Here is a 26,312-nt window from a genome sequence, read left to right as displayed (position 1 = left end):
GGTTGTCCGCGAGTCGAACACGTTAATCCATTGTCCACAGACCCAGTTTTCCGAGGCTTGCAGCCAGACTGAGCCGCGCAGTTCTCCACTTCGATACCGCCAACACGCGCTGCTTCTGGGCATCGGCGAGCGCCGTTTGGGCATTCAGCAATTCGATGAATGTCCCCACACCTTCCTTGTAACGTCCGCGTGCGATTTCTAGTGAGCGCTGCGCATCATCAAGCAGGTCTCTCGAGGTTGTCAGGTTGATTGCATCAGCCTGCAGCGCTTGATAACTCCGCCAGACGTCGAGTGATACCTGTAGCTCGGTATTGTGCAGATCCGCTTCCTGCGCGTCGGCCAGGGACTGCGCATGGGCGAAGCGATAACCGGATGCAAAGCCCTCGAACAATGGGATCGTCAGTTGAACGCCGATCTTGCTGCTACGGCTGCGTGAGATCGAAAACGAATCGGCTTGCTGTCGAGTTGAAGGGTTGTTCTGCGTGAGGCTGCCAGTCATCGAAATCGTCGGCCGGCTCTGCGCGCGCACTGCCTCGACGTTTGCACGAGCGGCCGCGAGCCTCGCGCGGGCAGCAGCGAGTTTCGGCTGGCGCATTTTTGCTTCGTCGATCAGCGCATCGACGCCTGCGGCGACGGCATTTTCATCGGGCACCGAGTCTGCCGCGATGATCTGCACCGGCGTATTCGCGTCGCGTCCCATCGACACGGCGAGTTCGCCTATCGCCGTGCGCGCGTCGCCCTCGGCGCTGACGCGGTCGAGTACTGCACGGCGGTAGGTTGTTTGCGCCTGCAGCCGGTCGCTCAGCGTGCCGGCTCCTGCATCGTGCTTTGCGCGTGCAGCGGCCAGGCTCTCGTCGGCGATCCGTTCCGTCTGCCATGCGGCATCAACGGACGCATGTGCGTCGCGCACGGCGTAGTACGCCCGCGCCGTGCTGAAGAACACCGCCTGCAGCGTGTCGTCCTGCACCGCGTTGGCAGCAGCGAGCAGTTCGCGTGCTTGCCGCAAATCAGCACTGCGTTTCCCAAAGTCGAATAACACCCAACTCAAGTTCAAGATTCCATATTGGGTGGAGGATCGCTGCGATCTGCCCTGCGAGCCAAGTCCGGTCGCGCCATAGTCGTAGGTCGTCGAACGCGTGTCACGATCGATGCCCGCCGTGGCATTCAGCGTTGGCAGGTATGCGGCCTTGGCGATGCCGACGGCCGCGGCCTGCGCGCGCGCGTTCGCCCATGCTTGCCGCGCTTGAGGATGCGAACAGATCGCCTGGAGAAGCGTGTCTTCCAACGCCAGTGGGCGGTCGACGGGTTCGGATACGCACGACGCGTTGCTCAACAGCGGTGCGGCAGGCGTGGCCGATGAGGTATCGCCGGTTCGGAAAATGTCGAACGCCTGAGCCGGCGCCGCTGGTACAAGTGCGAGCAGGGCGAAAGACACACTGCGGACTATGCGACATTGACATTTCATCGCGGCAATGACTCCGCTGCCGGGTGTGCGCGGTGCTCAATTGCCGATTGCCGATCGAACACCACCTTGCCGCCGTCGAGCATCACGACACGCGATGCTGACGCGATCGTTTCGGGACGGTGCGCAACGATGATGCGCGTCATTTTCAGTTTGCTGACGGCCGCATTCACGTGTTGTTCCCGCTGCAGATCGAGGTGACTCGTCGCCTCGTCGAGCACGAGGATTTTCGGTCGCCTATAGAGCGCTTGTGCGAGCAACACGCGTTGCTTCTGCCCTCCCGACAACACGGTTCCCATGTCACCGACCAGTGTGTTGTAGCCCATCGGCATCGCGGCGATATCGTCGTGCACGGCGGCGAGCCGCGCGCATTCGGCTATCCACTGCGAATCAGCATCCGGATCGAAGAAACTGATGTTCTGGGCGATCGATCCGGCGAACAGCACGTCGTCCTGCATCACAGCGCCAATGAGCGTGCGCAGCCGTTCGAGGCCAAGCCGGCCGAGTTCGATGCCGCCGATACGAATCACGCCACTGGTCGGTTCGAGTGCGCCGAGCAGAACGTTGACAAGGGTGGTTTTACCGCAACCCGACGGCCCGACGATCGCAACTGATTCGCCAGGCGTAATCGTGCCGTCAGCAGCGATGGACGTGCGGATCCGCTGCGCGGCAAGCTGTTCGTCGATTCGACCGAGTGTGGCGCGCAGGCTGTCGATCTTCGTTCGTAGCGTATTGTGCTCATCGCGCTGCAAGAGCTTCGTCTTGTTCATCTCCTGTTCGAGCGATGCCTTGCTCTGAAGCGTCTGCGCGATGAGCGCCGCCTGGGTCAGGCCGCCAACCGAGCTTTGTAAATCAGTCGAAAGCGTGTAGAGCGCCTGACCGCGCGTCACGCGCTGGCCTTCGACGACTTCGCGCTTGTTCAGAATGCCTGATTGTTGAGCGTAGACTTTGACGAGCCCGGAATCGGGCATGATCACCCCATTAACCGTTGTGCGGCGCGTGTAAGTGCCGAAGACGAAGAACAAGATAACGGACATCGCCATGCATACTGCCGTGGCCGTTAGAAGCGTGAAGGACACGGGCCGCACCAGCACGATTTCTCCGAGTGTACGTGTGCGGGATCCCTGAAGGGCTTCGGGGCGAAATAGTGGGGCCATCAAATTCGAGCGAATGCGGTGCTGGAGCGTGGGCTGTTATGCGGATGGTCTTGGGGGATGTGGTTGCTTGTGCAACTGCTCATAGATGGCGGGTTTGAAGATAAGGGTGTTGAATAATGACTTCAAAAAATAGCTTGAAATTATCGAAAGCATCGAAAGCATTGCTATCCGCAAAGGAAAAATGAAAGACATTTCACCCGGGATGATCCCCAGTTTTACGAATGCAGAGGTAAATAAAATTATGGGTAAAAACATTGAAACAACAAAAGCGTATCCAGAGTATTTTTTGATTCGAGGGATGGATGACAGCCTCGCGGATTCCACCAGGGACGCGATTTCGCTTTTTGAAAGGCCCTTGGTTTCTGGAATGAGCCACGTGAGCACAAATACGTATGGGATTAGCATGACTATAGATATGCAGATTCGGGCGTTGCTATATCCCGTTGCTGATGGGTTAATTCCAGGATGTCCTGACGGCAGAGTTCAGTGACGAGTTGGCGTAGCTTGTGCGAATCCAGGCCGGGAAGTTGAACCACTACGTCAGCGAGCGTGATCCCGGGGTTAGTCGCGATGCGGTGAATGAGCCGCAATTGGCCCTGGAAGCCACTGGCCGCCGCTTTCAAGCTGTCGCGTGCCTGCTGCAACGCGGTGAATACGCGCGGCACGTGTTCCAGAAACAGCTTGCCTGCTCGCGTCAGCTGAGTACTGCGGCTGGTGCGAACAAATAGTTGTTCGCCCAAATCCTCTTCCAATTCCTTAATCGTGCGTGACAGCGGGGATTGCCCGATATGCCGTTTCTCCGCTGCACGCGCGAAATGAAGTTCTTCAGCAACTGCGAGAAAACAACGAAGGTGCCGAATTCCCATTACTCCATCTTATTATTCTTGCTTCACGGGAATATCATCCACAAACAGCCCTAATTCCTTGAAATCCAAAATATATTTCCAGATAAGAGATTTTGTTATGCGGGGAATGAATGAATCCTCTACCTCGCCCCCTTGTCGTTTCATTGCCTCCCTGAATCGATCAGACGGAATAACAGATCCCGAGACCGCATTCTGAGGTTCCTGGATTGAATCAATAAGAGGTAAAAAGGAGTGAACCTTAAGACTGTCGGGAAATTGTTTCAGGGAAGACTCAAATCCGCCAATCCACTCGTTATACTGCTCCGTACGTTTGATATCAAAGCCAAAGGTTTGGAGCCAATCCACAATTGTATCAAGAGAAATGCCATCATCATGGGGGTTAACCAAATTGTACGTTATATATTTATTTGAATTTTCATTTGATAGATTAATAATAGCGGTTGAAGTAAAATCAACCGGCAATCCATCATAATGCGGTCGCGGTGCATCGCTGCTTTTTTTATAAAAGGAGAGGGGGGCGGACCTGGCATTTATTATGCTATAAAGTAAACGGGAAAACATATCAGGTACATTAATCTGCCCTCTGTACTCACGGTGAGCCAGAATCATGCTAGACCTGAAGACAGTCACTGGTAAACCGTAAAGCTCATGAGCTTCACGAAGTAGGATTTCTCCTGCCCATTTGCTTAGCGAATAACCATTTGCATATGAGTTATCAATATTCTGATACGCTAAACTCTGCCTGATATCCGAATATTCATCCAATGCTGGATCTTTATCTGAAGGAGCAGCAACAGCAATACTAGACATAAAAGTAAAACGTTTAATTTTCGTATTAAGGGCGAGACTTATAAGCTCTGCGGTACCGACAACGTTGGCCTCAAACATATCCTTATACGGTAAAACATGATTAACCAAAGCTCCAACATGAAATACCGCATCAACTTCGGCGGCCAAATAACCCCAGCTTTCTTCGGACAATCCAAGCTTGCTCTCTGCAATGTCTCCGGCCATAACATGCAAATATTCATTAGCAAGCGATTTATACTTTGAAGTCAGCGTACTATCGGCTGTTCCAAATGACTCTTCAAGACGTCGTCTAGCAGACTCGTCGTCCTTGGCTCTAACAATGCATATTAATTCGCCCCCAGTTTTGCTCAATTCCTCCATTAGCCTCAAGCACAAAAACCTCCCAAGATATCCACTAGCACCTGTCAAAAGTACCTTTGTTTTTTTTCCAGCACTTTGAACTGTCGCGGCACCATCTCTAAATTTCTCGCCTAAAAATCTATCCAGTTTTAACTGGTTGGCATATATTACTGTTGGTGCTGCCCCATGAATTAGGCTAAATCCTGGTCTAGCAGTCTCTCGATTGCGTTTGGCATCTATATATTTTGCGATATGCGCTAAATCATAAGCGGGGCTAATTAAAACATCTATCGGCAGCCTTACATCAAATATATCTTCAATAGTAAGGGAAAAATGTACCGCCGACAAAGAATCGCCGCCGATTTCTCGGAAAGAGAGATCTGGAGAAATCTCACCTGCATCTACTTCTCCAACCAGTCCTTGTGCAAGACGCATCAACGTATCAAGTGCGCTCTGCTCTTCTCCATTTTTATATATATCAAGTAATGTCTCCGCTTCTTTATTGAGGGAGCTTTCATAAAGACGAGTTAATGATCAATATAGTGTGAGCGCAGTTTTGGCCAAATCGGCTTGCCGTGGTCAGATAACAAACCATTCAAGACAAAAGGAATTTTCTCTATCAAAAAATCTCTTGGAATTTCATAGCTTTTAAGGGCAGATTTCTTTGCTATTTCTCGCAAAGAATCTCGTATTAATCTTTTGACGAAAGATTCTTTTTCATTATGTTGTTTCAATACATCGGAAGTGGGCACAATTACCGCCAAGGGAGACGACCATTCGCTGTTGGCGTAAATAAAAATATCCTTAATCAGCGGGCTAGCTCCATAAATTGTTTCCAGATTAGCTGTGGCGATAAATTCACCTTGGGAAAGCTTGACAACGTTACGACGTCTATCCACAAAATAAAGATTCCCATCACTGACCTCCTTAACTATGTCTCCAGTTATGTAATATCCCTCATCATCAAATATTTCAGCATTTAGCTCCGGCCTTTTGTAGTAGCCCGGTATTATTGACTCAGTTTTTAATAACAACTCACCCCTTGAATATGGCTTATCGGACGTCAAATATCCTAGTTCAGGAACATCAATTATTTTATAATCAATTACTGGGGGCTTCATTAATTTATTATCCATCCAGACAACGCCGGCCTCAGTAGATCCGTAAATACTATGAAGCTCTATTCCCAGAACAGACTCAATGAAGTCCGACAGATATTTGGAAAGCGGAGCAGATGCACATCCAGCCCAGGCAACTCGTCCGCCCAAGAGTTTAAATCTAAACTCTTTCATTAGATTCTCTTCTACATCAATATCGTTTTTTTCGGTAGCTTTTCTTTTAAGTAATTCGCTATTGTATCTCTGATAAATCAATTCACAGACGCGAGGTACCAACGATAGCTCTGTTGGTCGTATTAAAGAGATATCTTCAAAAAAACTAGATAAGTTGCTCCTGGATGTAAAATAACTACACCCCCCTCGTGCAAGAGTATTCTTGAGGGATGAATGCCCAGCCACATGGCTCATTGGCATATAGTGAATGGTGATTGCAATCTCATCCGAAAAGATTTTTGACCAAGAACCTCCCCACATACCAGATGCTAATTTTTCTGTATACATAGCTCCCTTGGGGGAACCAGTGCTACCAGACGTGTAAATAAGCATAGATAGCGGATCGTTATTTTCCGCATCGTCCGGGAATGGCGCAGCAGGCATTTTTTCACCGGCCTGAATGATCTCACTTAATGATTCAATGAAGATCTTTCTATCTGAGTCAATCAATTCATCACTAAATTTTTTTAAAACGGCCGAGTGCTCATCAACATTGTGATGATAGTCAAAGACAACAATTTGACTGATTGAATCGATTGATTTTGCAAGACTTACCGCAGTTTCTAAATATTCGATGCTCGCAGCAATTATCTTTGGGCTAGTCTCTTCAATTATTAATTTTAATTGTTCATGAGATGAATTCGCCTGCAAATGTATTGATACCGCGCCGAGACGAATGCAAGCGAGATCTATAGTGGCGTAGTCGCCACTAGTAAACGAAATTATTGCGACTCGATCTCCATCCCTCAGAATAGAGTGACTGCTGCGATACCAATTATTTGCAATTGCCTCCGCTTTGGCCCACATTTGGCCAAACGTAATTGTCCTATAGCTATTTAGCAGTTCTATGCGAACCTGACCTGTTTTTTTATCTGTGATATATTTTACTTCACGCTCTCCAATAGCAGGGCGGTTTGTATTCTTTTGCATTACTTGAGAGACAATTCGAGCTAGGCGCATATTAAAACCATTTAGGCTATTGTTAAGATGGTTTATTCAGGAAGTTTCTTGGGCAACCAAAATATCGCCAAAATCGCTAATGCCAGCGTGATGCTTCCGCCTACCCCGAGGGCTATATGCATGCCATCGACGAATGTTTTTCTGGCTTCATCAATGATCTCCGCTGACTGCGCAGCTTTGATAAGAGTTTCATTAAATGTGCCGGCAATATCTGGGCCATATATCCTAAAATGAAAAGCAGCCAACGATCCCAGTATAGAAATACCAAGGGCATTTCCTATTTCATTGCTAGTCTCTGCCAAAGAGGCTGCGGCTCCAGCTCTTTCTTTGGGAACTGCAGAAACTGCTATCTCTGCAACTAAGCTAAAGGAAAGGCCATATCCAACCCCAGCAATCATCGTTGAGGCGATGAATGCGGCAACACCGTTATCCGTAGTAGTCCAAAGCAATATAAGAACGCCAAGACTTATTAGAATATGCGTCATAATAAGCGCGTTCTTCCTGCCAACTCTCTCAACAATTTCGTTGGTCCAAATACAAGTCGCGGTCAGAACTAATGCTCCAGGTATGGCCAGGAATGCGGCGGTTAATACATCATATCCGAGAACTGATTGTAGATATGTTGCCGTTAAATAGCCCGATGCTGCCCATACCACTAAGGACAATAATCCGGTGCCGATCGCAATTAAAAAAATTCGATCTTTAAATAAAGAAAGATCAAGCAAGGGGTGCTTTATGTATTTTTGGCGTCTTATGAACCAAGATAAAGTAACCGCGCCAAAAAGCCCGATGGCAATCTGGCTCAGTGATATTCCTTCTGCGGCACCATGCTTCAATGAATATATAAAAGATAAAATTCCAGCAAAAGAAAGCGCTAAACTCAATAGATCGATTTTCCCATAATTTTCTTGCTTAACGTCTTTAAGCAGTTTCCAGGCTCCTAAAAGAAATAAAAAAATAACTGGTATATTAATTAAAAAAACCACTCCCCAATCGTACCTGCTTAGTAAAGTACCTCCTATAATTGGACCAATTGCGAATCCTCCGGCAAATGTGGCCGCAAAAATCCCTATTGCCTGTGCACGTTGTCGAGGATTTAAAAATAGGTTACTTACAATAGCAAGCCCAGAGGGTAATAGTGTTGCACCACCGAGCCCCATGATAGCCCGCGATATGATTAGCATTTCTGCCGACGTTGAATATGCCGCAAGAGTTGAACCCAGTCCAAATGTTAATGATCCTGCGACTAGCAACTTGAGTCTGCCGTAATGGTCTCCGATATTTCCGAAAGCCACTAATAACGATCCCACAATGAATCCGTATATATCTAATATCCATAATGCCTGGTCGGCCGTTGGTTGTAGTGATGCGGCAACTTTTGGCATTGCCAGGTACAACACAGAGCCATCCATGGCAACCAGCAAAACCAGGCTTAAAACGACCGTGAGTCCAAGCCAGGCTCTACTATCTGCTTTGTGCTCTGCAGATATTATCTGATTCATGTCCGTCCTTTTGATTAATTATTGGGAGGCTAACGCCGGTCTAAGGGTGTTTTTATTTTTCTTTGAAAAAATTTCGACGAGTCTTTTTTCTAGAATATCAACTCCATTTTGAGTCAAGATGGATTCGGGATGAAATTGCATTGATGAAAACGTTTCTCCTCTTACGGCATGTACTTCATTTGTGATTTCATCCCTGGATATTTCAATTAATCCCAGCCGATCCATCGAGTATTTATTTGCTGTGGATATTCCAGTATAGGAGTTGTAAAATCCTACGCGCTCTTTATCGCCAAACAGGTCGATCTCTTTCTGTAGTCCTTGGCTGGGTGATTCGTTTAGGGAGATATTGATCCCAAGATGCGAGCAAAGTATTTGGTGGCTCAGGCAAATAGCCAAAAATGGAATTCCTTCGAGAATGACATTTTTTATTGTTTTTTCAATATTGATAATCCGAATGTCACTCTTGTTCTCTGGGTTTCCTGGCCCCGGGCCAAGTACAATAACATCAAAATTTTTAACACTGTAGTGTTCGTCATGTTTAGCCACCACAACATTCAGCCCAAGTGCTCGAATAAGGTGGAATAGCATGGACGTAAACGTATCCTCTGCATCAACTATTAACGTTTTCAGCCCTTGAAGGGAGCTAACATATCGATGCTTTTGCTTGAATTCTTTTTGCCAGAAATTCGATATAAAACTGTTGCGCGACTTTAGTGAGTTCTGGACCTCTGGTAGTTCGTGAAAATTAATCCTATTGAAGGTAGGGCTGTTTGAGTTATTTTCGTTCTGTGCTTGTTTTATTGCCGACAATAATCCTGCGGCCTTTGTTGTGGTTTCAAAAGCCTCCGTTATGGGGTTGGAACTTCTAATCAAAGTTGATCCTACGCTTATCTTAAGCTCGCCGGAAGTATCAATTTGCGCTGTTCTAATTAATATTGATGAGTCGATGTAATCAAGTCCATTTTTATCTGAGCCGAATAGCGAGATTACCCCTCCATAATATCCTCTTCCATTTGGCTCGTATTTTTTTATTACGCGAAAGGCGTTCTCCAGGGGGCTGCCTGTAATAGTGGGGGCGAAAAGTGCTTCTTTAATTATTTTTTGTGGGCTCAGAAAAGTTGTTCCCTCGATGAGATATTCCGTATGGGCTAATTTTGTCATTTCTTTTATATACGGCCCCGTGAGAGTTGGTTCTGCGTCACAAATTCGAGACATCATCTTCAACTCTTCATCTACTACCATGTAAAGTTCTTCTACTTCCTTATTGTCCTCCAGAAAGTCCAGCAGCCCTCTAACTGAGGGGCCGGTTTTCGGATAACGGTATGTCCCACTGATGGGATTCATCGTTATCTTCCTTTCGGACAGGCTTACATGCCGTTCTGGAGTTGCTCCTATTAAAGTCATATCGCCGGTATAGACAATAAAAATCCAATATGCTCCCATCTCCCGCTCTAGCACATTCTTGTAAATTGAGAGGGCCTTTTGAATGTCGTAGCCATTAATTTTTGATATGTAAGATCTTTTTAATACAAAGTTGGCGCCAGCGCCTTTCCTGATTTCCTCAGTAATAATCGATCTGGCTATCTTCCCATATTCATCATCGTCTATGTCGTAGCGTCCTTCGTCTAGCGTAATGGGGATGTTATTAATATATTCAACAAGAAGTTTTTTAGGTAGTTTTGTTTGAGTTTTGACTTCCATGACAACAAGAGGCGTATGATCATCAACAAAGTCAAACCCTCTCTCCTTGATTTGTCTATACGGAATTAGTACAAGAGTGGAGTAGAAGTTATCTCCGTTTGTGTTGCGATTTCTGTTAATTGTAATTTCACCGATCTCTTCTGCGATTTTTACATCGCAGGTGAATATATCCACTGATTCATTGGGGGAGCTTTCTGGTCGATATAGAATGGCAAATGGCTCTGGGGAAGGGGAGAAAATTGATGCAAATTCGTTGGTATTAATAGTGGCAGACGAATTTATCGTGCTCATGACAAAATATCCTGAGTGGGGATTACGACGGCGCAACGTTCTGCGGCATATTCCATTGTCAGTCGATGATGGCTATGGGAGAAATCTGCAATGGCATCCCCTACCACAAATGTTTCAAGATCGTTGGTAAAAGATTCTACTGCTGTTGCCAAGACTCCAATATGGGCATACACCCCAGTTATTAAGAGTTGATCTCTTTTGTTTTCTTTTATTTTTTTAAGCAGATTTGAACGATAAAATGCGCTGTATCGCCATTTCTCAAATTGCCAATCTTCTGATGTTGGCGAGATTTCATCAATAACCTCTCGATCTTCTGCGGCTATCTTCATGCCCGCGCCCCAGAAATCTTTTAATAATCCACGCTGCTCCTCGTTCATGCCTCCGGGTTGAGCAGAGTAGGCAACAGGTATATTATTTTCGATGCACCAATTCTTTATTAAATAAATATTCTTGATCAATTTAATTTTAATTTCATCATCAAATGATCGAATAAAATATTTTTGCATGTCGTGTATCAACAGGACAGCCCTATTGGTATCTACTTTCCATTTCGCTATGTTTGACGGGAACTCAGCGAACTCAGGTAGCTTATAAGTGATGACACTAGGGATATTTGCCATTGCACTCTCCTAGAGGGTGTTAGGTATTTGCAGCGAAACCTGGCAACCTGGCTTCGAGGCGATGGTCAACGATTTGCGTTCGGTGCTGCGCGTGGCGCAGGAACGCCAGGCTCAGCCCAGTGCAGTGATTCTGGATGGACGCACGTTGCAGTCCACGTGCGAAAGCGGACCGCGCGCGGGCTATGACGGCCACAAGCGCAAGCGGGGCAGCAAGGTTCATATGGCTGTCGATACGCTGGGCATGCTGCTCGCGGTGCACATTACGCCTGCCAACGAGCAGGAGCGTGCGCAGGTGGGCGAGCTTGCGCGTCAAGTTCAGCACGTCACGGGTCAGACGGTGAAACTCGCCTTTGCTGACCAGGGCAATACGGGTGACACGGCTGCGCAGGCCGCGCGCGACGAAGGCATGCAATTGCAGGTCATCAAACTGCCCGAGGCGAAGAAAGGCTTTGTGCTGCTGCCGCGCCGCTGGGTGGTCGAGCGCGGCTTCGGATGGCTGAACCGCTTCAGGCGGCTGGCACGCGACTACGAGCGTCTGCCTGAAACTCTCGCAGGCCTGCACTTCGTCGTCTTCGCCATGCTTATGCTTGTTCATGCCGCACCTATTATCCAAAGTGCCTAACACGCTCCAGACCATCGGCACCCGAGACGGAAGAAATTTCAGAGGCGGTAAGCTCTTTCATTTGAATCTCCAGATTAATAAAGAATCGGAAATGGAATGGCTGCGTTAAAAAATCGGGCTTCGCTAAAAATGTTTAACGAAGCGTTGGTGTGTCCAAAAATTACAGATTCGCACCACTAAACACGACATATGATGTTTTTCATTTGTGATGCGCACATTGCGGGCACGAAAAATTTTCAAAATTCGGACGCGTACGAACGCACCGACCACCGATGAATCGGATAGAGCATCCCCAACCCTGCCGACGAAGCGTCACTCGAAGTGCGGCACTTCGCGCCATTTCAGCGCCGAACGCGCGCCCACACCCGCACCACCCATTCCCCACACCCGCTAAACTGTCAGACATTGGTGCACCGCACCACCGGCATTCCAGATACGCGATGCGCCGGCGTCGCAGACAGAAGAGCGAGGACGAGACATGGCTATCGAATCGGTGGGGATCGTGGGTGCGGGCACGATGGGCAACGGTATCGCGCAGGCGGTGGCGGTCGCGGGCCTGAAGGCGGTGATGATCGACGTGACCGACGCAGCGCTCGCAAAAGGCGTGGCGACGCTCACGCACAGCCTCGAGCGGCTCGTTTCGAAGGGCAAGCTCGCCGCCGACGTGCGCGACGCGGCGCTCACGCACATCGAAACGTCCACCGATTACCAGCGTCTCGCGGGCGTGGATCTCGTGATCGAGGCCGCGACCGAGAACGCCGAACTCAAGACGCGCATTCTCAAGCAGATCGAAGCCGCTGCGCGGCCGGATGCGATCATCGCGTCGAACACGTCGTCGATTTCGATCACGGCGCTCGCAACGACGCTGGCCGATCCATCGCGCTTTATCGGCATGCATTTTTTCAATCCGGTGCCGATGATGCCGCTGGTGGAAGTGATCCGCGGTTTGCAGACGCGCGCACAGATCGCGCAGGACGTCCACGAACTCGCGAAGCGCCTCGACAAGACGCCCATCGACGTGAAGAATTCACCGGGCTTCGTGGTGAACCGCATTCTCGTGCCGATGATCAACGAAGCGTTCTTCGTGCTCGCGGAAGGCACGGCGAGCGCCGAGGAGATCGACGCCGGCATGAAGCTCGGCGCCAATCATCCGATTGGGCCGCTCGCGCTGGCGGACCTGATCGGTCTCGACGTGTGCCTCTCCGTGATGGACGTGTTCCTGAAAGACTTCGGGGACTCGAAGTATCGCGCCTGTCCGCTGCTGCGCGAGAAGGTCGCGGCGGGCCAGCTCGGCCGCAAGACCGGGCAAGGTGTGTATCGCTACGACAAGTGAGCGTGCGGTGATCGCGCGGTGATCGTGTCAAGCGCGACGTGCGCCGGCCCGCATGGCGGTTCAGGTGCGCACGCCCACGCGGTACTGCGTGACCTGACGATACGTGGCGCCGGGGCGTAGCACCACGGCGTCGCGCTCGGGGGCTTCCATGTTGATCTGGTTCGGGAAGCCGCCCGCTTCGAGGCACAGGCCCGCATGGCGCACATACGCCGCGCCATGGCGGCCCGGCATGCCGTCCAGATAGTTCCCCGTATAGCACTGCAGGCCGCACTGGTCGGTCGCGACGCTCAGTTCGCGACCGCTGCCCGGATCGTATGCGCACGCAACGTTGCGCACCGCGCGCGCCGTGCCTGGTTCGGCAGCCGGTTCACGCAGCACGTAGCAATGATCGAAGCCGCGTGTGCGCGCGAGCTGCGCGTTCGGCCAGTCGAGCCGCGCGCCCAGCGGCGCACCGTGGCGGAAATCGAAGGCGCTGCCCGACACGTCGGCGATGCCGACCGGGATCAACTGCGGATCGACTTCGAGAAACGCATCGGCGTCGATCGTGAGAACGTGTCCGCGAATATCCGAGCCGGGCTCGCCGGTGAGATTGAAGTACGCGTGACTCGTGAGATTGAGCGGCGTCGGTGCGTCGCTCACGGCTTCGTAGTCGATCGTGAGCGTGCCTTCGTCGTCGAGCGTATAGCGCACCTGCACGCTCACGTTGCCGGGAAATCCGGCGTCGCCTTCCGGCGAGTCGAGCCGCAGCGCCAGCGCGCCGCGATCGTCTTCGACCTGCCACATCGCACGATGAAAGCCGTTCGCGCCGCCGTGCAGCAAGTTGCCGTTCTCGTTGCGGTCGAGCGTGTATTCGATGCCGTCGAGCGTGAAGCGCGCGCCGCCGATGCGATTCGCCCAGCGCCCGACGAGGCCGCCCATGTAAGTGCTCGCTGCGTAGTATTGGGTGGGCGTGTCGTGGCCGAGCAGGATATCGGCGAGGCGCCCGGCGCGGTCGGGCGCGAGCCACGAGACGAGTGTCGCGCCGAGATCGCTGATCGTCAGCTTCATGCCCTGCGCGTTGCGCAGCGTGTAGAGCCGGACGGGATCGCCGCCGGGCAGGGTGCCCCAGGGTTCGGCGGGCAGATGGGCGAAGCTGTTCATGGGGCTCGAGCGGGAGATATTTATTGGCGGCCGTGGCCGGAATCCGGGCGCGCGGACGCTGGCGACGGCGACGAAGATGCGGGGGCAGACATGGGTGCAAGCGCAACGCTGTCCTGATACTCGCGCGGCGTGCAACCGAGTTCGCGTTTGAACACGGCGTACATGTACTGAAGCGAAGTGAACCCGCAGCGGATCGCGACTTCGGCGCTCGCCGCGTCGCGCGAGGCGAGCATCGCCTTGGCGGCGTCGAGCTTGTGGCGCAGGATTTCCTGGTGCACGGTGCACTGGCGTTCGCGCCGGAAATACTCTTCCAGCGACGATCGCGAAATGCCGACGTAGTCCGCGACCTGTTCGGTCTTGATGCCCTGGCATGCGTATTGCCGGATGAAGTGCCGTGCGCGCATGACGTGCGGGCTTGAGAGCGGTTCGTGCTTCGTCGATTCGAGCACGTTGATGCCGACCGGCGGAACCAGAATGCGCCGTCCGGGAAAACGCGCGCCGCGCAGCATCTGGTGCAGCAGGTGCGCCGCCGTCTTGCCCATTTCCTCAGTGCCCTGGATCACCGACGACAGCGGAATGCGGGTGAGCGTGCGCGTGAGCGGGTCGTTGTCGATGCCGATGATCGCGACCTGTTCGGGCACCGCGATGCCGTGGATCAGGCACGCCTGCAGCAGATGCCGCGCGCGCGCGTCGGTGACGGCGATCACGCCGACCGGCTTGGGCAGGCTGTGCAGCCATTCGCTCAATTGCTCGATGGCCTGGTTCCAGGCGGGCGCGCTCGTCGCGAGTCCGCGATAGACGGGCGCGGCGACGCCTTCGTCCTGCGCGAGCTTCTGGAAGGCCAGTTCGCGCTCCTGCGCCCAGCGGTTCTCCTGCGCGACCGGCAGGCTGTACATCGCGAGATGCGGCAGTCCTGCGCCGATCAGATGCGTCCATGCGAGCGAGACGAGCTTGGCGTTGTCGGTGGCGATATAGGGCAGCTCGGGCGGGTAGTGCGCGGGGTCCTCGAACGAGGAGCCGACTGCGACCACCGGCAGGCGACAGCCGATCAGCGCCTCGGCCACGGCGGGGTCGTCGAAGTCGGCGATGATGCCGTCGCCGTCGAAGCGCTCGATGCCCGCGAGGCGGCAGCGGAAGTCCTCTTCGAGAAACAGGTCCCACGCAACGCGCGTCGAATGCAGGTAATGGCCGATTCCCGCAATGATCTCTCGGTCATAGACCTTATTCGCGTTGAAGAGCAGCGCGATGCGGTGCGGCGTCTGGGAAGCGGGGGCGCGGTTCATGGCATGTCGGGCGCGACATCGCGGCGGGCCGTGGCTGGCGGGCGCGGGGCTGTCGACGCCATCGTCTCCTTGTTCCTTGTTCCTTGTTCCTTGTTCCTTGTGCGGGCGGTCGCGTGTGTGTTGTTCACGCGGCGCTGTCTTGGCTCTGGCTTCGGCTCGGGTTTCGCTTCGGGTTTTTGCCTTTTAAGCGTGCAGTTATTTTAGGCCGACATTTTGCGGCGCGTGGGCGGCACGCGTGCGGCTGGCAGGAAACGTTATAGGGCTCCCGCAATTTCGCAATTCCCCTCGCCGTGCGGCGCGGGCAGTATGGCTCTCACACAGCCGGGCGCGTGCCGTTGCGCCGCAACATGAGAGGAGTCGCCATGCAGTATTTCGAACATATTCCCGCGATCCGCTACGAGGGCCCGCAGTCGGACAATCCACTCGCTTTTCACCATTACGACCGCTCGCGGAAAATCCTCGGCAAAACCCTTGAAGAGCATCTGCGTGTCGCCGTGTGCTACTGGCATACGTTCGTGTGGCCCGGTGTCGATATTTTCGGGCAGGGCACGTTTCATCGTCCGTGGCAGCAGCCGGGCGACGCCATGGAGCGCGCGCGCCAGAAGGCCGACGCCGCGTTCGAGTTTTTCTCGAAGCTCGGCGCGCCTTTCTATACCTTTCACGACACCGATGTCGCGCCCGAGGGCAAGGACCTGAAGGACTACACCGAGAATTTCGCGCGCATGGTCGATTACATCGGCGAGCGTCAGCAGGCGAGCGGTGTGAAGCTGTTGTGGGGCACGGCAAATCTCTTTTCGAACCCGCGTTATGCGGGCGGCGCGGCAACCAGTCCGAATCCCGAAGTGTTCGCCTATGCCGCGACGCAGGTGTGCCATGCGCTCGACGCCACGCGCAAGCTCGGCGGCGAAAACTATGTGCTGTGGGGTGGCCGCGAAGGTTACGACACGCTGCTCAACACCGACCTCATGCGCGAGCGCGAGCAGTTCGCGCGCTTCCTTTCGATGGTGGTCGAGCACAAGCACCGCACCGGTTTCAAGGGCACGCTGCTGATCGAGCCGAAGCCGCAGGAGCCCACCAAGCATCAATACGATTACGACGTCGCGACGGTCTATGGTTTTCTCGCGCAATACGGCCTGCAAAACGAAATCCGCGTCAATATCGAGGCCAATCATGCGACACTCGCGGGCCACTCGTTCCATCACGAAATCGCCATGGCCTTCGCGCTCGGCGTGTTCGGCAGCGTGGACGCGAACCGCGGCGATCAGCAAAACGGCTGGGACACGGACCAGTTCCCGAATAGCGTCGAAGAACTCACGCTCGCGTTTTACGAAATCCTGCGTCATGGCGGATTCTCGACTGGCGGCATGAATTTCGACGCGAAGGTGCGCCGCCAGAGCAGCGACGCCGAAGATCTCTTCTACGGCCACGTCGGCGCGATGGATGTGCTCGCAATCGCGCTGGAGCGCGCCGCGGTGCTCGTCGAACACGACCGTCTCGAACAGTTTCGCACGCAACGTTATTCGGGCTGGGATACGGAGTTCGGCCGCAAGATCCTCGCGGGCGGCTATTCGCTGTCTTCGCTCGCCGCCGATGCCACCGCGCACGGCATGAATCCGCAGCACGCGAGCGGTCAGCAGGAGCGGCTCGAAAACATCGTCAATCAGGCGATTTACGGGCTGCGCTAGCCGCTGGCGAGACCGGCAAGGATAGAGACATGTTCATCGGTATCGATCTCGGGACGTCGGGCGTGAAGGCCGTGCTGCTGGACCGCGCGGGCGGCGTGCTCGGCAGCGCGAGCGCGCCGCTCACGGCAAGCCGGCCGCAGCCGCGCTGGTCCGAGCAGGCGCCGCAGGACTGGTGGCGCGCCACGCAGACCGCGCTGCGCGCGTTGCTCGCGCAGGCTGCGACTGCGGGCGTCGAGCCTGCACGTATCGAGGCACTCGGCCTGACCGGCCAGATGCATGGCGCGACGCTGCTCGATGCAGGCGGTGCAGTGCTGCGTCCCGCGATCCTGTGGAACGATGGCCGTTCCGATGTCGAATGTCTCGAACTGGAACGTGCGATGCCGGAACTGCATGCCATCGCGGGCAATCTTGCGATGCCGGGTTTTACCGCGCCCAAGCTGCTGTGGGTGCGCAAGCATGAACCCGAAGTGTTCGCGCGCATCGCGCATGTTCTGTTGCCGAAGGATTATCTGCGTTATCTGCTGACCGGCGCATTCGCGACGGATGCATCGGACGCTTCCGGCACGCTGTGGCTCGACATCGCGAAGCGCGATTACAGCGATGCGTTGCTGGCTGCATGCGGGCTTGCGCGCGAGCAGATGCCCGCGGTCTTCGAGGGCAACCGGATCACCGGCACGCTGCGCCCGGAACTGGCGCGCGAATTCGGGCTGCGCGAAATTCCCGTGGTCGCGGGCGGCGGCGATAACGCGGCGGGCGCGGTTGGCGTCGGGATCGTGCGCCCCGGCGATGCGATGCTGTCGCTCGGCACATCCGGCGTCTATTTCGCGGTATCGGACGGTTTTCGCGCGAATCCCGAATCGGCCGTCCACAGCTTCTGCCATGCGCTGCCGCAGACCTGGCATCTGATGTCGGTGATGCTCAATGCCGCCAGTTGCCTCGATTTCACCGCGCAATGCACGGGTTACGAAAGCGTGGCGGCCTTGCTCGCCGATGCCGAAGCGCACTCGAACGCGCAAACCGATGCGCGCCGCCCGTGGTTTCTCCCTTATCTGAGCGGCGAGCGCACGCCGCATAACAACGTTAACGCGAAGGGCGTTTTTTATGGCATGACGGCGCAGACCACGCGCGCCGATCTTGCGAATGCAACGCTCGAAGGCGTGGGTTTCGCGCTGCTCGACGGCATGGATGCGTTGCACGCCGCCGGGCTTGTGCCCGATTCGATCACGGTGATCGGCGGCGGTTCGCGCAGCGCCTGGTGGACGCAGATGCTAGCCGATATCAGCGGCCGCGCACTGACGCTGCGCGCGGGCGGCGAAGTCGGGCCGGCGCTCGGTGCGGCGCGCCTTGCGCACCTTGCGCTGGAACCGGCCGCGACGCTGGAATCGGTGTGTCCGCAACCGACTGTACTGGCCGTGCGCGAACCGGACGCTGCGCGCCACGCCTGGTATCGCGAGGCACGTCGACCGACGTTCCGCGCGCTCTATCGCGCGCTCGAACCTGTTTTTGCCACCGGAGCCTGATTGGGGCGCCGGGGAAGCAGAAAGCTGCCCGGCCGGTGTAGCCGTGCATGAAGATAAGCAGTTCTGTTTCGACGTCGTGTCAGGGGCGAATCGCCGTTGACGGCAAGATCGCAAACGCGCTGCCTCCCGCCGCGAAATTTCGCCGCGTAAGCGGATGGGAAGACGGCAAGCCCGCATGCGCGGTGCGGGCGCCCCGCAAGGCGCATGGGGTCTTACGCTACACTTGCTGCAGCCTGAAAACGGAGCAGCAATGATTACCCGGAAAGTATGTCTCGTCGGCCTCGCGGCCACTACCGCCTTGCTCGCAGGATGCGCCACGCAGTACCGCAATTCCAGCGCGTGCCAACAGGAAATGCGCAGCCGCCTCGCGGACGCGTCGCATGGCGAGCTTTCTGTCACGCACACTGCAGTCGCGTATCGCGGTAGCCGCGTCGTGGTCGAAGGTCACCTCGAAGCGACGCATCAAGCCGTTGCAGATGCCGCTTCGGACGCTTCGGACGCAAAGGCGGCGCTTGCGTCGGCGGCCTCAGCGCCCTCGGAGGCTTCGGCGGCCAGTGCCGAACCCAAACCCACTACGCCGGTCGACGTACTTACGCAGAAACTCGGCATCAAAAAGCCAAAGCAAACGCCCGCCGCCGCCGAATGCACGTTCGACGCGTCGGGCCTCAAGTCGTTTCGCTGGCTCGCGCCGGCGTCGCTTGCGAAGACCATGCCCGATCCGGGCGCCCCGTCCGACTGACACCGCACGGACGAATCACGTGAGGCGGCTTCCGCCTCCATTTGCGCGTGCGCATAAAGCGCTCCGAACCTTTTTATGGCTGATGGTGCGTTTCACGGACTCGCACCGGACGGCCACGACCATGGCGCGCAGACCGCATCCGAACGCAAAAAAAGGTCGCCAGTGCATTGATATCAAAGTGAAAATCCGGATTTCGGGTTTTGCGCGAACCTGCTCGGGAATCAAGAAGAATGCAATAGCGGCGTCATTGCCGGTGCGTCGATCAGTGACGGGGCGCGGATTTTGCACAGGGGCTCCCGGGACCGGTAAAATAATTGGTTGATCCACGCAAACTGGCCGTGGCGTAGCCGAGGGATTACCCGAACATGAGTGATTTTCATCAACGTCTTGCCATCCGCGCTGTCGCATTCCTGATGGCAGGCGGGCTGGTCGCCGGCTGCAGCTCGCCGTCGGCTCCCAAGACCGATTACCGCAGCGACATCAAAACGAAGGCCAAGGAGTCGTCGCTGGCCATTCCGCCGAACATGCTCGACGAAACGTCCGACCAGCGTTCGCTGCCGCCCGCGGGCGGCGAGACTTCGCTCTCCGCGCTCCAGCGGGTCGAGACCGCAGCGCCGTCGTCGGTCGACGATACGCGCGTGCTCCCGCAGGTGGCGGGCATGCATATCCAGCGTGACGGCACGGAAAGCTGGCTCGTCATCGACAACAAGAAGCCCGACGAGGTCTGGCCGCAGGTGCGCCGCTTCTGGCAGGAACAGGGTTTCCTGCTGGTGGTCGACCAGCGCGACAAGGGCGTCATGGAGACCGACTGGAACGAAACGCACCAGAAGATCAGCGACGGCCTGATCCGCAACACGCTGTCGTGGGCAATGGGCAATTCGTATGTCGGGGCCGAGCGCAACAAGTACCGCACGCGTCTCGAAACGTCGCCGGCCGGCGGCACCTATATCTTCATCAGCCAGAAGGGTTTGAGCGAGCAGGTTGGTGGCGTCAACAACGACAGCACGAAGTGGGCGCCGAAGCCCAACGATCCCGCGCTCGAAACCGAATACCTGAAGCGCCTGATGGTAACGCTCGCGAATGCGAAGCCGGGCGTGCCCGACGTGCAGGCCGTCGCCGAAGCGGACGCGAAGCCGACCGACAAGGCCGACAAGACGAAGTCGAAGGCGGATCCGGCTGCTGCTGCCGTTGCCGCACAGAACGCCAACTTCGCCGCGCAGGACGCCGCTGCTTCCGCGCAGCAGTCGGGACGCGGCGTGTCGCCGTCGGGCGGCCAGTACACGTCGACGGAACTCACGCTCGGCGAGTCGTATGACCGCGCGTGGCTGCGTGTGGGCATCGCGCTCGACCGCGCGAGCTTCACCGTGGACGAGCGCGATCGCACGAAGGGCATCTACTACGTGCGCTACGTCGACCCGAAGGACATGACTTCCGACTCGCAGGGCTTCTGGGACCAGGTGTTCCATGGCCGCAAGGAGAAGATCGCGAAGCTGTACAAGCTGAACGTCCGCGCCATTACCGAGACCCAGACGCGCGTGGCGATCGTCGACGACGCCGGCAAGATCGATACGTCGAACCCGGCTCGCGAGATCATGAACCTCGTCGTCTCGCAACTGCAGTAACGCTTTCGCGGCCCGAACGGGCCGCGGGCCCGCACGCCGGGCCTCCATTAAAAAATCCGCCTGCGCGTCACACGCAGGCGGATTTTTTTTACGCTGTGCACAACGGCGCTCAGTGCGGAGGAATCATCCACGTGAACACGTTTTGCTGCAGCCACACGAGGATGCCGAGCAGGACGGTCAGCAGGATCGAGTGCTTGAAGGTCTTCGCGAACACGTGACCTTCCTTGCCCTTGAGGTCGGTGGTGGCGACGCCCGTCGAGATGTTCTGCGGCGAAATCATCTTGCCCATCACGCCGCCCGACGAATTGGTTGCCGCCATCAGCACGGGGTTCAGGTTCAACTGCTTCGCAGCGACCACCTGCAGGTTGCCGAAGAGCGCGTTGCCCGAGGTGTCGCTGCCCGAGAGGAACACCGCCACCCAGCCGAGGAACGCCGAGATGAGCGGGAAGAACGCACCCACCGAAGCCGCGCCGAGACCGAGCGTGTAGGTGAGCCCCGAGTAGTTCATCAGATAGGCGAGACCGACGATGGTCGCCACGGTCAAGATGGCGATGCGCGTCTGGACCCACGTGTCGGAGATCGCGCAGCAGAAGTCCGAGAACTTCAGGCGCACGATGAACGCCGTGATCAGCGCGGCGACGAGAATGGCCGTGCCGGTGGCGAGCGGCTGGAAGTCCCAGATCGCGCCATAGGGCGTGTTATAGAGCGTGATGAACACGGCCTTGTCGAGGCCCGGCCAGGGGATCTTCGCCTCGCCGTGCGTGAACACCTTCAGGATCGTCCACAGAATCACGACCACGGACACGATCAGCCACGGATACCAGCCTTGCACGCCCGGCACGTCGGCGCGCACTTCCTTCGAGCGGTCGACCTTGATCTCGAACTTCGGATCGGGAGCGGGTTTCCACACGTGCACGAATGCAATCGTGAGGATCAGCGAAACGAGCGACGAGAGAACGTCGGTCAGGCTGTAGTTAATGAAGTTCGCGGTGACGAACTGCGTGAGCGCGAAGCTGCCGCCCGCGACGAACAGGACCGGCCACACGCGCAGCATGTTGCGAAAGCCCGCGTAGATGCCGATCACGTAGAACGGCAGTGCCAGTGCGAAGAACGGCAACTGGCGGCCGACCATCTTGCCGAGCGCATCGGCGGGCAGATGGGTGACGGCGCCGAGCACGGTGATCGGCACGCCGAGCGCGCCGAATGCCACCGGCGCGGTGTTGAAGATCAGCGTGAACGTCAGTGCTTCGAGTGCCGGGAAACCGAGCATGATCAGCAGCGAACTCGTGATCGCGATTGGCGTGCCGAAGCCGGAAATGCCCTCGAACAGCGCACCGAACGAAAAGCCGACCACGACGAGCACGATGCGCCGGTCGTTCGGCAGGTGATCGAGCAGCCACATGCGAAACGCGGCGAACCGGCCTGAGCGCAGCGCGATGTTGTAAAGCAGAATCGCCGTGACGACGATCCACATGACAGGCCACAGCGCGAACACGGCACCCGCGAAGACGGAATTGAACGCGAGCCCGACCGGGAACTGCCAGCCGAGGATCGCGACGAGCAGGCCGACGACGAGGCCGGCGAGCGAAGCCTGCCACGCGGGTCGCCGCGCCCAGCCCAGCAGGGCGAGCACGGTGATGATCGGCAAGGCGGCGATCAAGAAGGACAGGAATAGCGAATTGCCGATTGGAGTCAACAACTGGTGGAACATGACGTCTCCTCTTTTTGCGTGTTCGATTCGGCGCGAAAGATGTTCTCCGGTACGCGGGGGCGCTGGTGAAGACGGGTGTGTAATTAAAATATTGCTTCACTCCCCGATGCCCCCTAGCAGCATATAAAAGACGGAACCGGCGTCAAGCAGGGAAACTACCGCCAAGCCCCGATCGGCGTGCGGCATTTGCGGCCGCAACGATGTTGCGGCCGGGCACGGACGGCGATTTGACGCGGGGTGCGCGGCCCGCGTTTGCGCCTGCCAAGGCCGCAAAAAACAACGACACGGCGGGCGCGTTTCAGCCCCGGACGGGCCGCGGACAGCATGCGGGATAGACATGACAGCGACAGCAGCGCATCGGGCGCACAGGCACATCCCGCCCCCGGCCCGGAATGGGTGCGCGCGCTACGTGTTTGCGAATGTGGAGTGGATGAAGCGCGCAGGTGTGTTTCGCGTGGTTGCCGTGCCCGAAAAGAGAAGCGGCGCATCCCGTGAACCGGGAATGCGCCGCTCAGCCTCTCTGATCTTTGCGTTTTTGCCTGTCGCTAGAGGTGCGTCTGGTGTGATGTTGTGCCGTTCGCCGTGCCAGCGCGCGTGCGCTTACTTGCCGACCTGGTTGCCGATGATGCCGCCTACCGCCGCACCGCCGACCGTCGCGAGCGCGCCGCCGGCGAGCGCCGCACCGGCCACGCCGCCAACGCCCGCACCGATTATGGTGTCCCGGTCGCGTCTCGACAGGTTGTCACAGGCGGAAAGGCTCGAGATGGCCGTCACGAGCGCCGTGAGGGTAAGAAGGGTGCGTGCGCGTCCGAGGGTTTTCATGTTTGACTCCGGGGTGGTTTCGAGCGGCGCGGCCTGTGCGGGACGCAGGCTGCACCGCTACTACACCCATCGTATCCAGCGAACCCGTATCCGGATGTGCTCGATTGTCAGTGAGCGGTTGGAGTCGTAAAAGAGTGTTTCGCGCATTGAAGCCCCGGCAGGCCCACATTTCACCGAGTCTGCCGGGGTTTCGAACGCGTATCAGCCGTTACTGGCGCCGATAGATCTCGCCGCCTTGCTTGATGAACTCGACTGCCTTCACTTCCATGCCTTTCTTCAAGGCTTCTTCGTCGCTCACGCCCTGCTTGGCCGCGAAATCGCGCACGTCCTGCGTGATCTTCATCGAGCAGAAATGCGGACCGCACATCGAGCAGAAATGCGCGACCTTCGCCGAGTCCTTCGGCAGCGTCTCGTCGTGGAATTCGCGCGCCTTGTCCGGGTCGAGGCCGATGTTGAACTGATCTTCCCAGCGGAACTCGAAGCGCGCCTTCGACAGCGCGTTGTCGCGCACCTGCGCGCCCGGATGACCCTTCGCGAGATCGGCCGCGTGCGCCGCGAGCTTGTACGTGATGATGCCTTCCTTCACGTCGTTCTTGTTCGGCAGGCCAAGATGCTCCTTCGGCGTCACGTAGCAGAGCATCGCGGTGCCGAACCAGCCGATCATCGCGGCGCCGATGCCCGAGGTGATGTGGTCGTAGCCCGGCGCGATGTCGGTCGTGAGCGGCCCGAGCGTATAGAACGGCGCTTCGTCGCACCACTCGAGCTGCAGGTCCATGTTCTCCTTGATGAGCTGCATCGGCACGTGGCCCGGACCTTCGATCATGACCTGCACGTCGTGCTTCCACGCGATCTGCGTGAGTTCGCCGAGCGTCTTCAGTTCGCCGAGCTGCGCTTCGTCGTTGGCGTCGTAGATCGAGCCCGGACGCAGGCCGTCACCGAGCGAGAAGGCGACGTCGTAAGCCTTCATGATTTCGCAGATCTCTTCGAAGTGCTCGTAAAGGAAGGATTCCTTGTGATGGGCGAGGCACCACTTGGCCATGATCGAACCGCCGCGCGAGACGATGCCCGTCATGCGGTTGGCCGTGAGCGGCACGTACTGCAGGCGCACGCCCGCGTGGATCGTGAAGTAGTCGACGCCTTGCTCGGCCTGCTCGATCAGCGTGTCGCGGAAGATTTCCCACGTGAGGTTTTCGGCTTTGCCGTCGACCTTTTCGAGCGCCTGATAGATCGGCACCGTGCCGATCGGCACCGGCGAGTTGCGGATGATCCACTCGCGCGTTTCGTGAATGTGCTTGCCCGTGGACAGATCCATGACCGTGTCGCCGCCCCAGCGGATCGACCACGTCATTTTGTCGACTTCCTCGCCGATCGACGACGTCACGGCCGAATTGCCGATATTCGCATTGATCTTCACGAGGAAGTTGCGGCCGATGATCATCGGCTCGCTTTCCGGGTGGTTGATGTTCGACGGGATGATCGCGCGGCCGCGCGCGATTTCCTCGCGCACGAATTCGGGCGTGATTTCCTGTAGCGGATTGGCGCCGTATGCGGCTGCGCCGAACGCCTGGCCCGCGTGCTGGCGGCCCATCATCGCGGCGAGCTTTGCGCCGTTCGTGCCGCTCGCCTTGAGGCTTTCCAGGTATTCGGCGCGGCGCTGGTTCTCGCGGATCGCGACGAACTCCATTTCCGGGGTGACGATGCCCTGGCGCGCGTAGTGCATCTGCGTGACGTTCTTGCCGGCCTTCGCACGGCGCGGCGTGCGGTGCAGTCCGGGGAAGCGCAGTTCGGCGGTGGCCGCATCGGCGGCGCGCTCGCGGCCGTATTCCGAAGTCAGGCCCGGCAGCGCTTCGGTGTCGCCGCGCGACTCGATCCAGCGCTCGCGCAGTGCGGGCAGGCCGGTGCGAATGTCGATTCTGGCTTCGGGGTCGGTATAGGGACCCGAGGTGTCGTAGACGTAGATCGGCGGGTTTTTCTCGCCGCCGAAGGCGGTGGGCGTATCCGACTGCGTGATCTCGCGCATCGGCACGCGAATGTCCGGCTGCGAACCAGTCACGTAGATTTTGCGGGAATTGGGCAGCGGGGCTACCGCGGCTTCGTCGACGTGCGCGTTGGCGGAAACGAACTTCGGGTTCGCGTTCATGACTCTCTCTCTCCTGTGTCGACCAGAGCTGGCGCTTAAGCGCCTTACTCTGGTCTCATGCCGGTACGGCGGTCGACCAGAGTGGCTGCTTTAGCGGCTTACTCCGGTCTCATGCAAAGCTATTTGAAAACGATGGCTTAGCAGGAGGCGAGACGGAACGTGGACGAATTTCGCATTGAAGAGGTGAGGCCGGTGCTGCCGCGAAATCCGGACGCATCCCTGCGCTGGCATTATCCAGATCAGGTTCAAAGGGTATTTCTCACCCGCGCAATACGCCGCTCGACTTTCGTTCGATACGGCGCATGACGCAGGACCCCCGCGTAAGCAGGGCAAACGATACACCGCGTTGCGACAATCTGGCAAGTGACGCTTGCCCCTGTATGCGGCGCCGATGGTGGCGCGCTTGCAACATGAATTGGACGAGTGCTGCGGGCCGAAACAGGTCGTGATCGCTTTTGCGCGATTTTCCGAGACGTCGGCGGCTACTTCTCCGCTTATTTCGCCTTTTCCGCGCTGTTCGTAATGGCGTGACCGCCTGCGGACAAGTCCTGCCCGGCACCCGCCATGGTATTGCAGGCGGCGATCGTGCCCGCTGAGGCGGCAATGAGCATCAATGCAATCAGGCGTTTCATGAGCGTTCCTCCGGCGCATCAAGT

Annotated in this window: 17 protein-coding genes, 4 pseudogenes and 1 riboswitch; of the genes and pseudogenes, 6 read left to right on the top strand and 15 right to left on the bottom strand. The window is 56.6% G+C overall.

The features are described 5' to 3' along the window. Positions 1 to 22 precede the first annotated feature (22 nt). The 9 genes and pseudogenes from EPN59_RS01995 to EPN59_RS01960 all read right to left on the bottom strand — a co-directional run bounded on the left by EPN59_RS01995 (position 23) and on the right by EPN59_RS01960 (position 11,039). Positions 23 to 1,465, bottom strand: coding sequence for a TolC family protein (locus tag EPN59_RS01995; protein WP_293034050.1), 1,443 nt, complete (start codon positions 1,463 to 1,465; stop codon positions 23 to 25). Continuing rightward, positions 1,462 to 2,168, bottom strand: a pseudogene (locus EPN59_RS01990) (ATP-binding cassette domain-containing protein); the annotation flags it as partial. The gene EPN59_RS01995 and the pseudogene EPN59_RS01990, both read right to left, overlap by 4 nt. Continuing rightward, positions 2,098 to 2,619, bottom strand: a pseudogene (locus tag EPN59_RS19690) (MFP transporter); the annotation flags it as partial. The pseudogenes EPN59_RS19690 and EPN59_RS01990, both read right to left, overlap by 71 nt. A 548-nt stretch (positions 2,620 to 3,167) precedes the next feature. Then, positions 3,168 to 3,485 (bottom strand): annotated as a pseudogene (locus tag EPN59_RS01985) (LysR family transcriptional regulator); the annotation flags it as partial. A 12-nt stretch (positions 3,486 to 3,497) separates the two neighbouring features. Next, a complete protein-coding gene (locus EPN59_RS01980; protein WP_293045408.1) occupies positions 3,498 to 5,069 on the bottom strand; it encodes a thioester reductase domain-containing protein in 1,572 nt (523 codons plus the stop codon). 92 nt (positions 5,070 to 5,161) lie between these two features. After that, entirely contained in the window at positions 5,162 to 6,895 is a 1,734-nt protein-coding gene (locus EPN59_RS01975; RefSeq protein WP_293045405.1) for an AMP-binding protein, read from the bottom strand. Positions 6,896 to 6,957: 62 nt separating this feature from the next. Further along, entirely contained in the window at positions 6,958 to 8,427 is a 1,470-nt protein-coding gene (locus EPN59_RS01970) for an MFS transporter (RefSeq protein WP_293045403.1), read from the bottom strand. Between the two features lie 18 nt (positions 8,428 to 8,445). Next, positions 8,446 to 10,419 carry an anthranilate synthase family protein gene (locus tag EPN59_RS01965; protein WP_293045400.1) on the bottom strand — a complete coding sequence of 658 codons (1,974 nt, stop codon included), beginning with the start codon at positions 10,417 to 10,419 and terminating at the stop codon, positions 8,446 to 8,448. Beyond that, positions 10,416 to 11,039, bottom strand: a complete 624-nt coding sequence (locus EPN59_RS01960; RefSeq protein WP_293042494.1) for an isochorismatase family protein — start codon at positions 11,037 to 11,039, stop codon at positions 10,416 to 10,418. Before EPN59_RS01960 ends, EPN59_RS01965 begins: the two co-directional genes overlap by 4 nt. Before the next feature lie 52 nt (positions 11,040 to 11,091). On the opposite strand from EPN59_RS01960, the pseudogene EPN59_RS01955 reads away from it, so the two are divergent. Together EPN59_RS01955 and EPN59_RS01950 are read left to right on the top strand one after the other, a co-directional pair. Then, positions 11,092 to 11,661: pseudogene (locus EPN59_RS01955) on the top strand (IS5 family transposase); the annotation flags it as partial. A gap of 478 nt (positions 11,662 to 12,139) precedes the next feature. Beyond that, positions 12,140 to 12,994 (top strand): 3-hydroxybutyryl-CoA dehydrogenase, encoded by an 855-nt coding sequence (locus EPN59_RS01950; RefSeq protein ID WP_293042496.1) that lies wholly within the window; start codon positions 12,140 to 12,142, stop codon positions 12,992 to 12,994. Between the two features lie 60 nt (positions 12,995 to 13,054). Here EPN59_RS01950 and EPN59_RS01945 read toward each other — a convergent pair whose 3' ends face one another. Both EPN59_RS01945 and EPN59_RS01940 read right to left on the bottom strand, forming a co-directional pair. Then, entirely contained in the window at positions 13,055 to 14,134 is a 1,080-nt protein-coding gene (locus EPN59_RS01945) for an aldose epimerase family protein (RefSeq protein ID WP_293042499.1), read from the bottom strand. A gap of 20 nt (positions 14,135 to 14,154) precedes the next feature. Then, positions 14,155 to 15,417, bottom strand: coding sequence for a DNA-binding transcriptional regulator (locus tag EPN59_RS01940; protein WP_293042502.1), 1,263 nt, complete (start codon positions 15,415 to 15,417; stop codon positions 14,155 to 14,157). A 362-nt stretch (positions 15,418 to 15,779) separates the two neighbouring features. Between EPN59_RS01940 and xylA the strand changes: the two genes are divergently transcribed. The 4 genes from xylA (at position 15,780) to bamC (ending at position 20,983) form a co-directional block, all read left to right on the top strand. Continuing rightward, entirely contained in the window at positions 15,780 to 17,102 is a 1,323-nt protein-coding gene (gene xylA, locus EPN59_RS01935) for a xylose isomerase (RefSeq protein WP_293042505.1), read from the top strand. 29 nt (positions 17,103 to 17,131) lie between these two features. After that, positions 17,132 to 18,622, top strand: coding sequence for a xylulokinase (gene xylB / locus EPN59_RS01930; protein ID WP_293045398.1), 1,491 nt, complete (start codon positions 17,132 to 17,134; stop codon positions 18,620 to 18,622). Positions 18,623 to 18,872: 250 nt separating this feature from the next. Beyond that, on the top strand, positions 18,873 to 19,361 hold the full coding sequence (locus EPN59_RS01925; protein WP_293042511.1) for a hypothetical protein: 489 nt from the start codon (positions 18,873 to 18,875) through the stop codon (positions 19,359 to 19,361). Positions 19,362 to 19,726: 365 nt separating this feature from the next. Beyond that, on the top strand, positions 19,727 to 20,983 hold the full coding sequence (bamC, locus tag EPN59_RS01920; protein ID WP_293042513.1) for an outer membrane protein assembly factor BamC: 1,257 nt from the start codon (positions 19,727 to 19,729) through the stop codon (positions 20,981 to 20,983). Between the two features lie 109 nt (positions 20,984 to 21,092). On the opposite strand, the gene EPN59_RS01915 is transcribed toward bamC, so the two are convergent. The 4 genes from EPN59_RS01915 to EPN59_RS01900 form a co-directional block, all read right to left on the bottom strand. Beyond that, complete coding sequence (locus tag EPN59_RS01915) at positions 21,093 to 22,694, bottom strand: L-lactate permease (protein ID WP_293042516.1); 1,602 nt, start codon at positions 22,692 to 22,694, stop codon at positions 21,093 to 21,095. A gap of 600 nt (positions 22,695 to 23,294) precedes the next feature. Further along, positions 23,295 to 23,516 (bottom strand): glycine zipper 2TM domain-containing protein, encoded by a 222-nt coding sequence (locus EPN59_RS01910; RefSeq protein ID WP_293042518.1) that lies wholly within the window; start codon positions 23,514 to 23,516, stop codon positions 23,295 to 23,297. A gap of 208 nt (positions 23,517 to 23,724) precedes the next feature. Then, entirely contained in the window at positions 23,725 to 25,656 is a 1,932-nt protein-coding gene (thiC, locus tag EPN59_RS01905) for a phosphomethylpyrimidine synthase ThiC (protein WP_293042520.1), read from the bottom strand. A gap of 198 nt (positions 25,657 to 25,854) precedes the next feature. Next, positions 25,855 to 25,984, bottom strand: a riboswitch (TPP riboswitch). A 166-nt stretch (positions 25,985 to 26,150) separates the two neighbouring features. Continuing rightward, positions 26,151 to 26,288 (bottom strand): entericidin A/B family lipoprotein, encoded by a 138-nt coding sequence (locus tag EPN59_RS01900; RefSeq protein WP_293042523.1) that lies wholly within the window; start codon positions 26,286 to 26,288, stop codon positions 26,151 to 26,153. Positions 26,289 to 26,312: the final 24 nt, after the last annotated feature.

It is taken from the genome of Paraburkholderia sp. (genome assembly GCF_004298475.1).
Taxonomy (GTDB): Bacteria; Pseudomonadota; Gammaproteobacteria; order Burkholderiales; family Burkholderiaceae; genus Paraburkholderia; species Paraburkholderia denitrificans.
The sequence above is the reverse complement of the archived record's forward strand: the minus strand, read 5'-3'. Positions and strand labels throughout refer to the sequence as shown.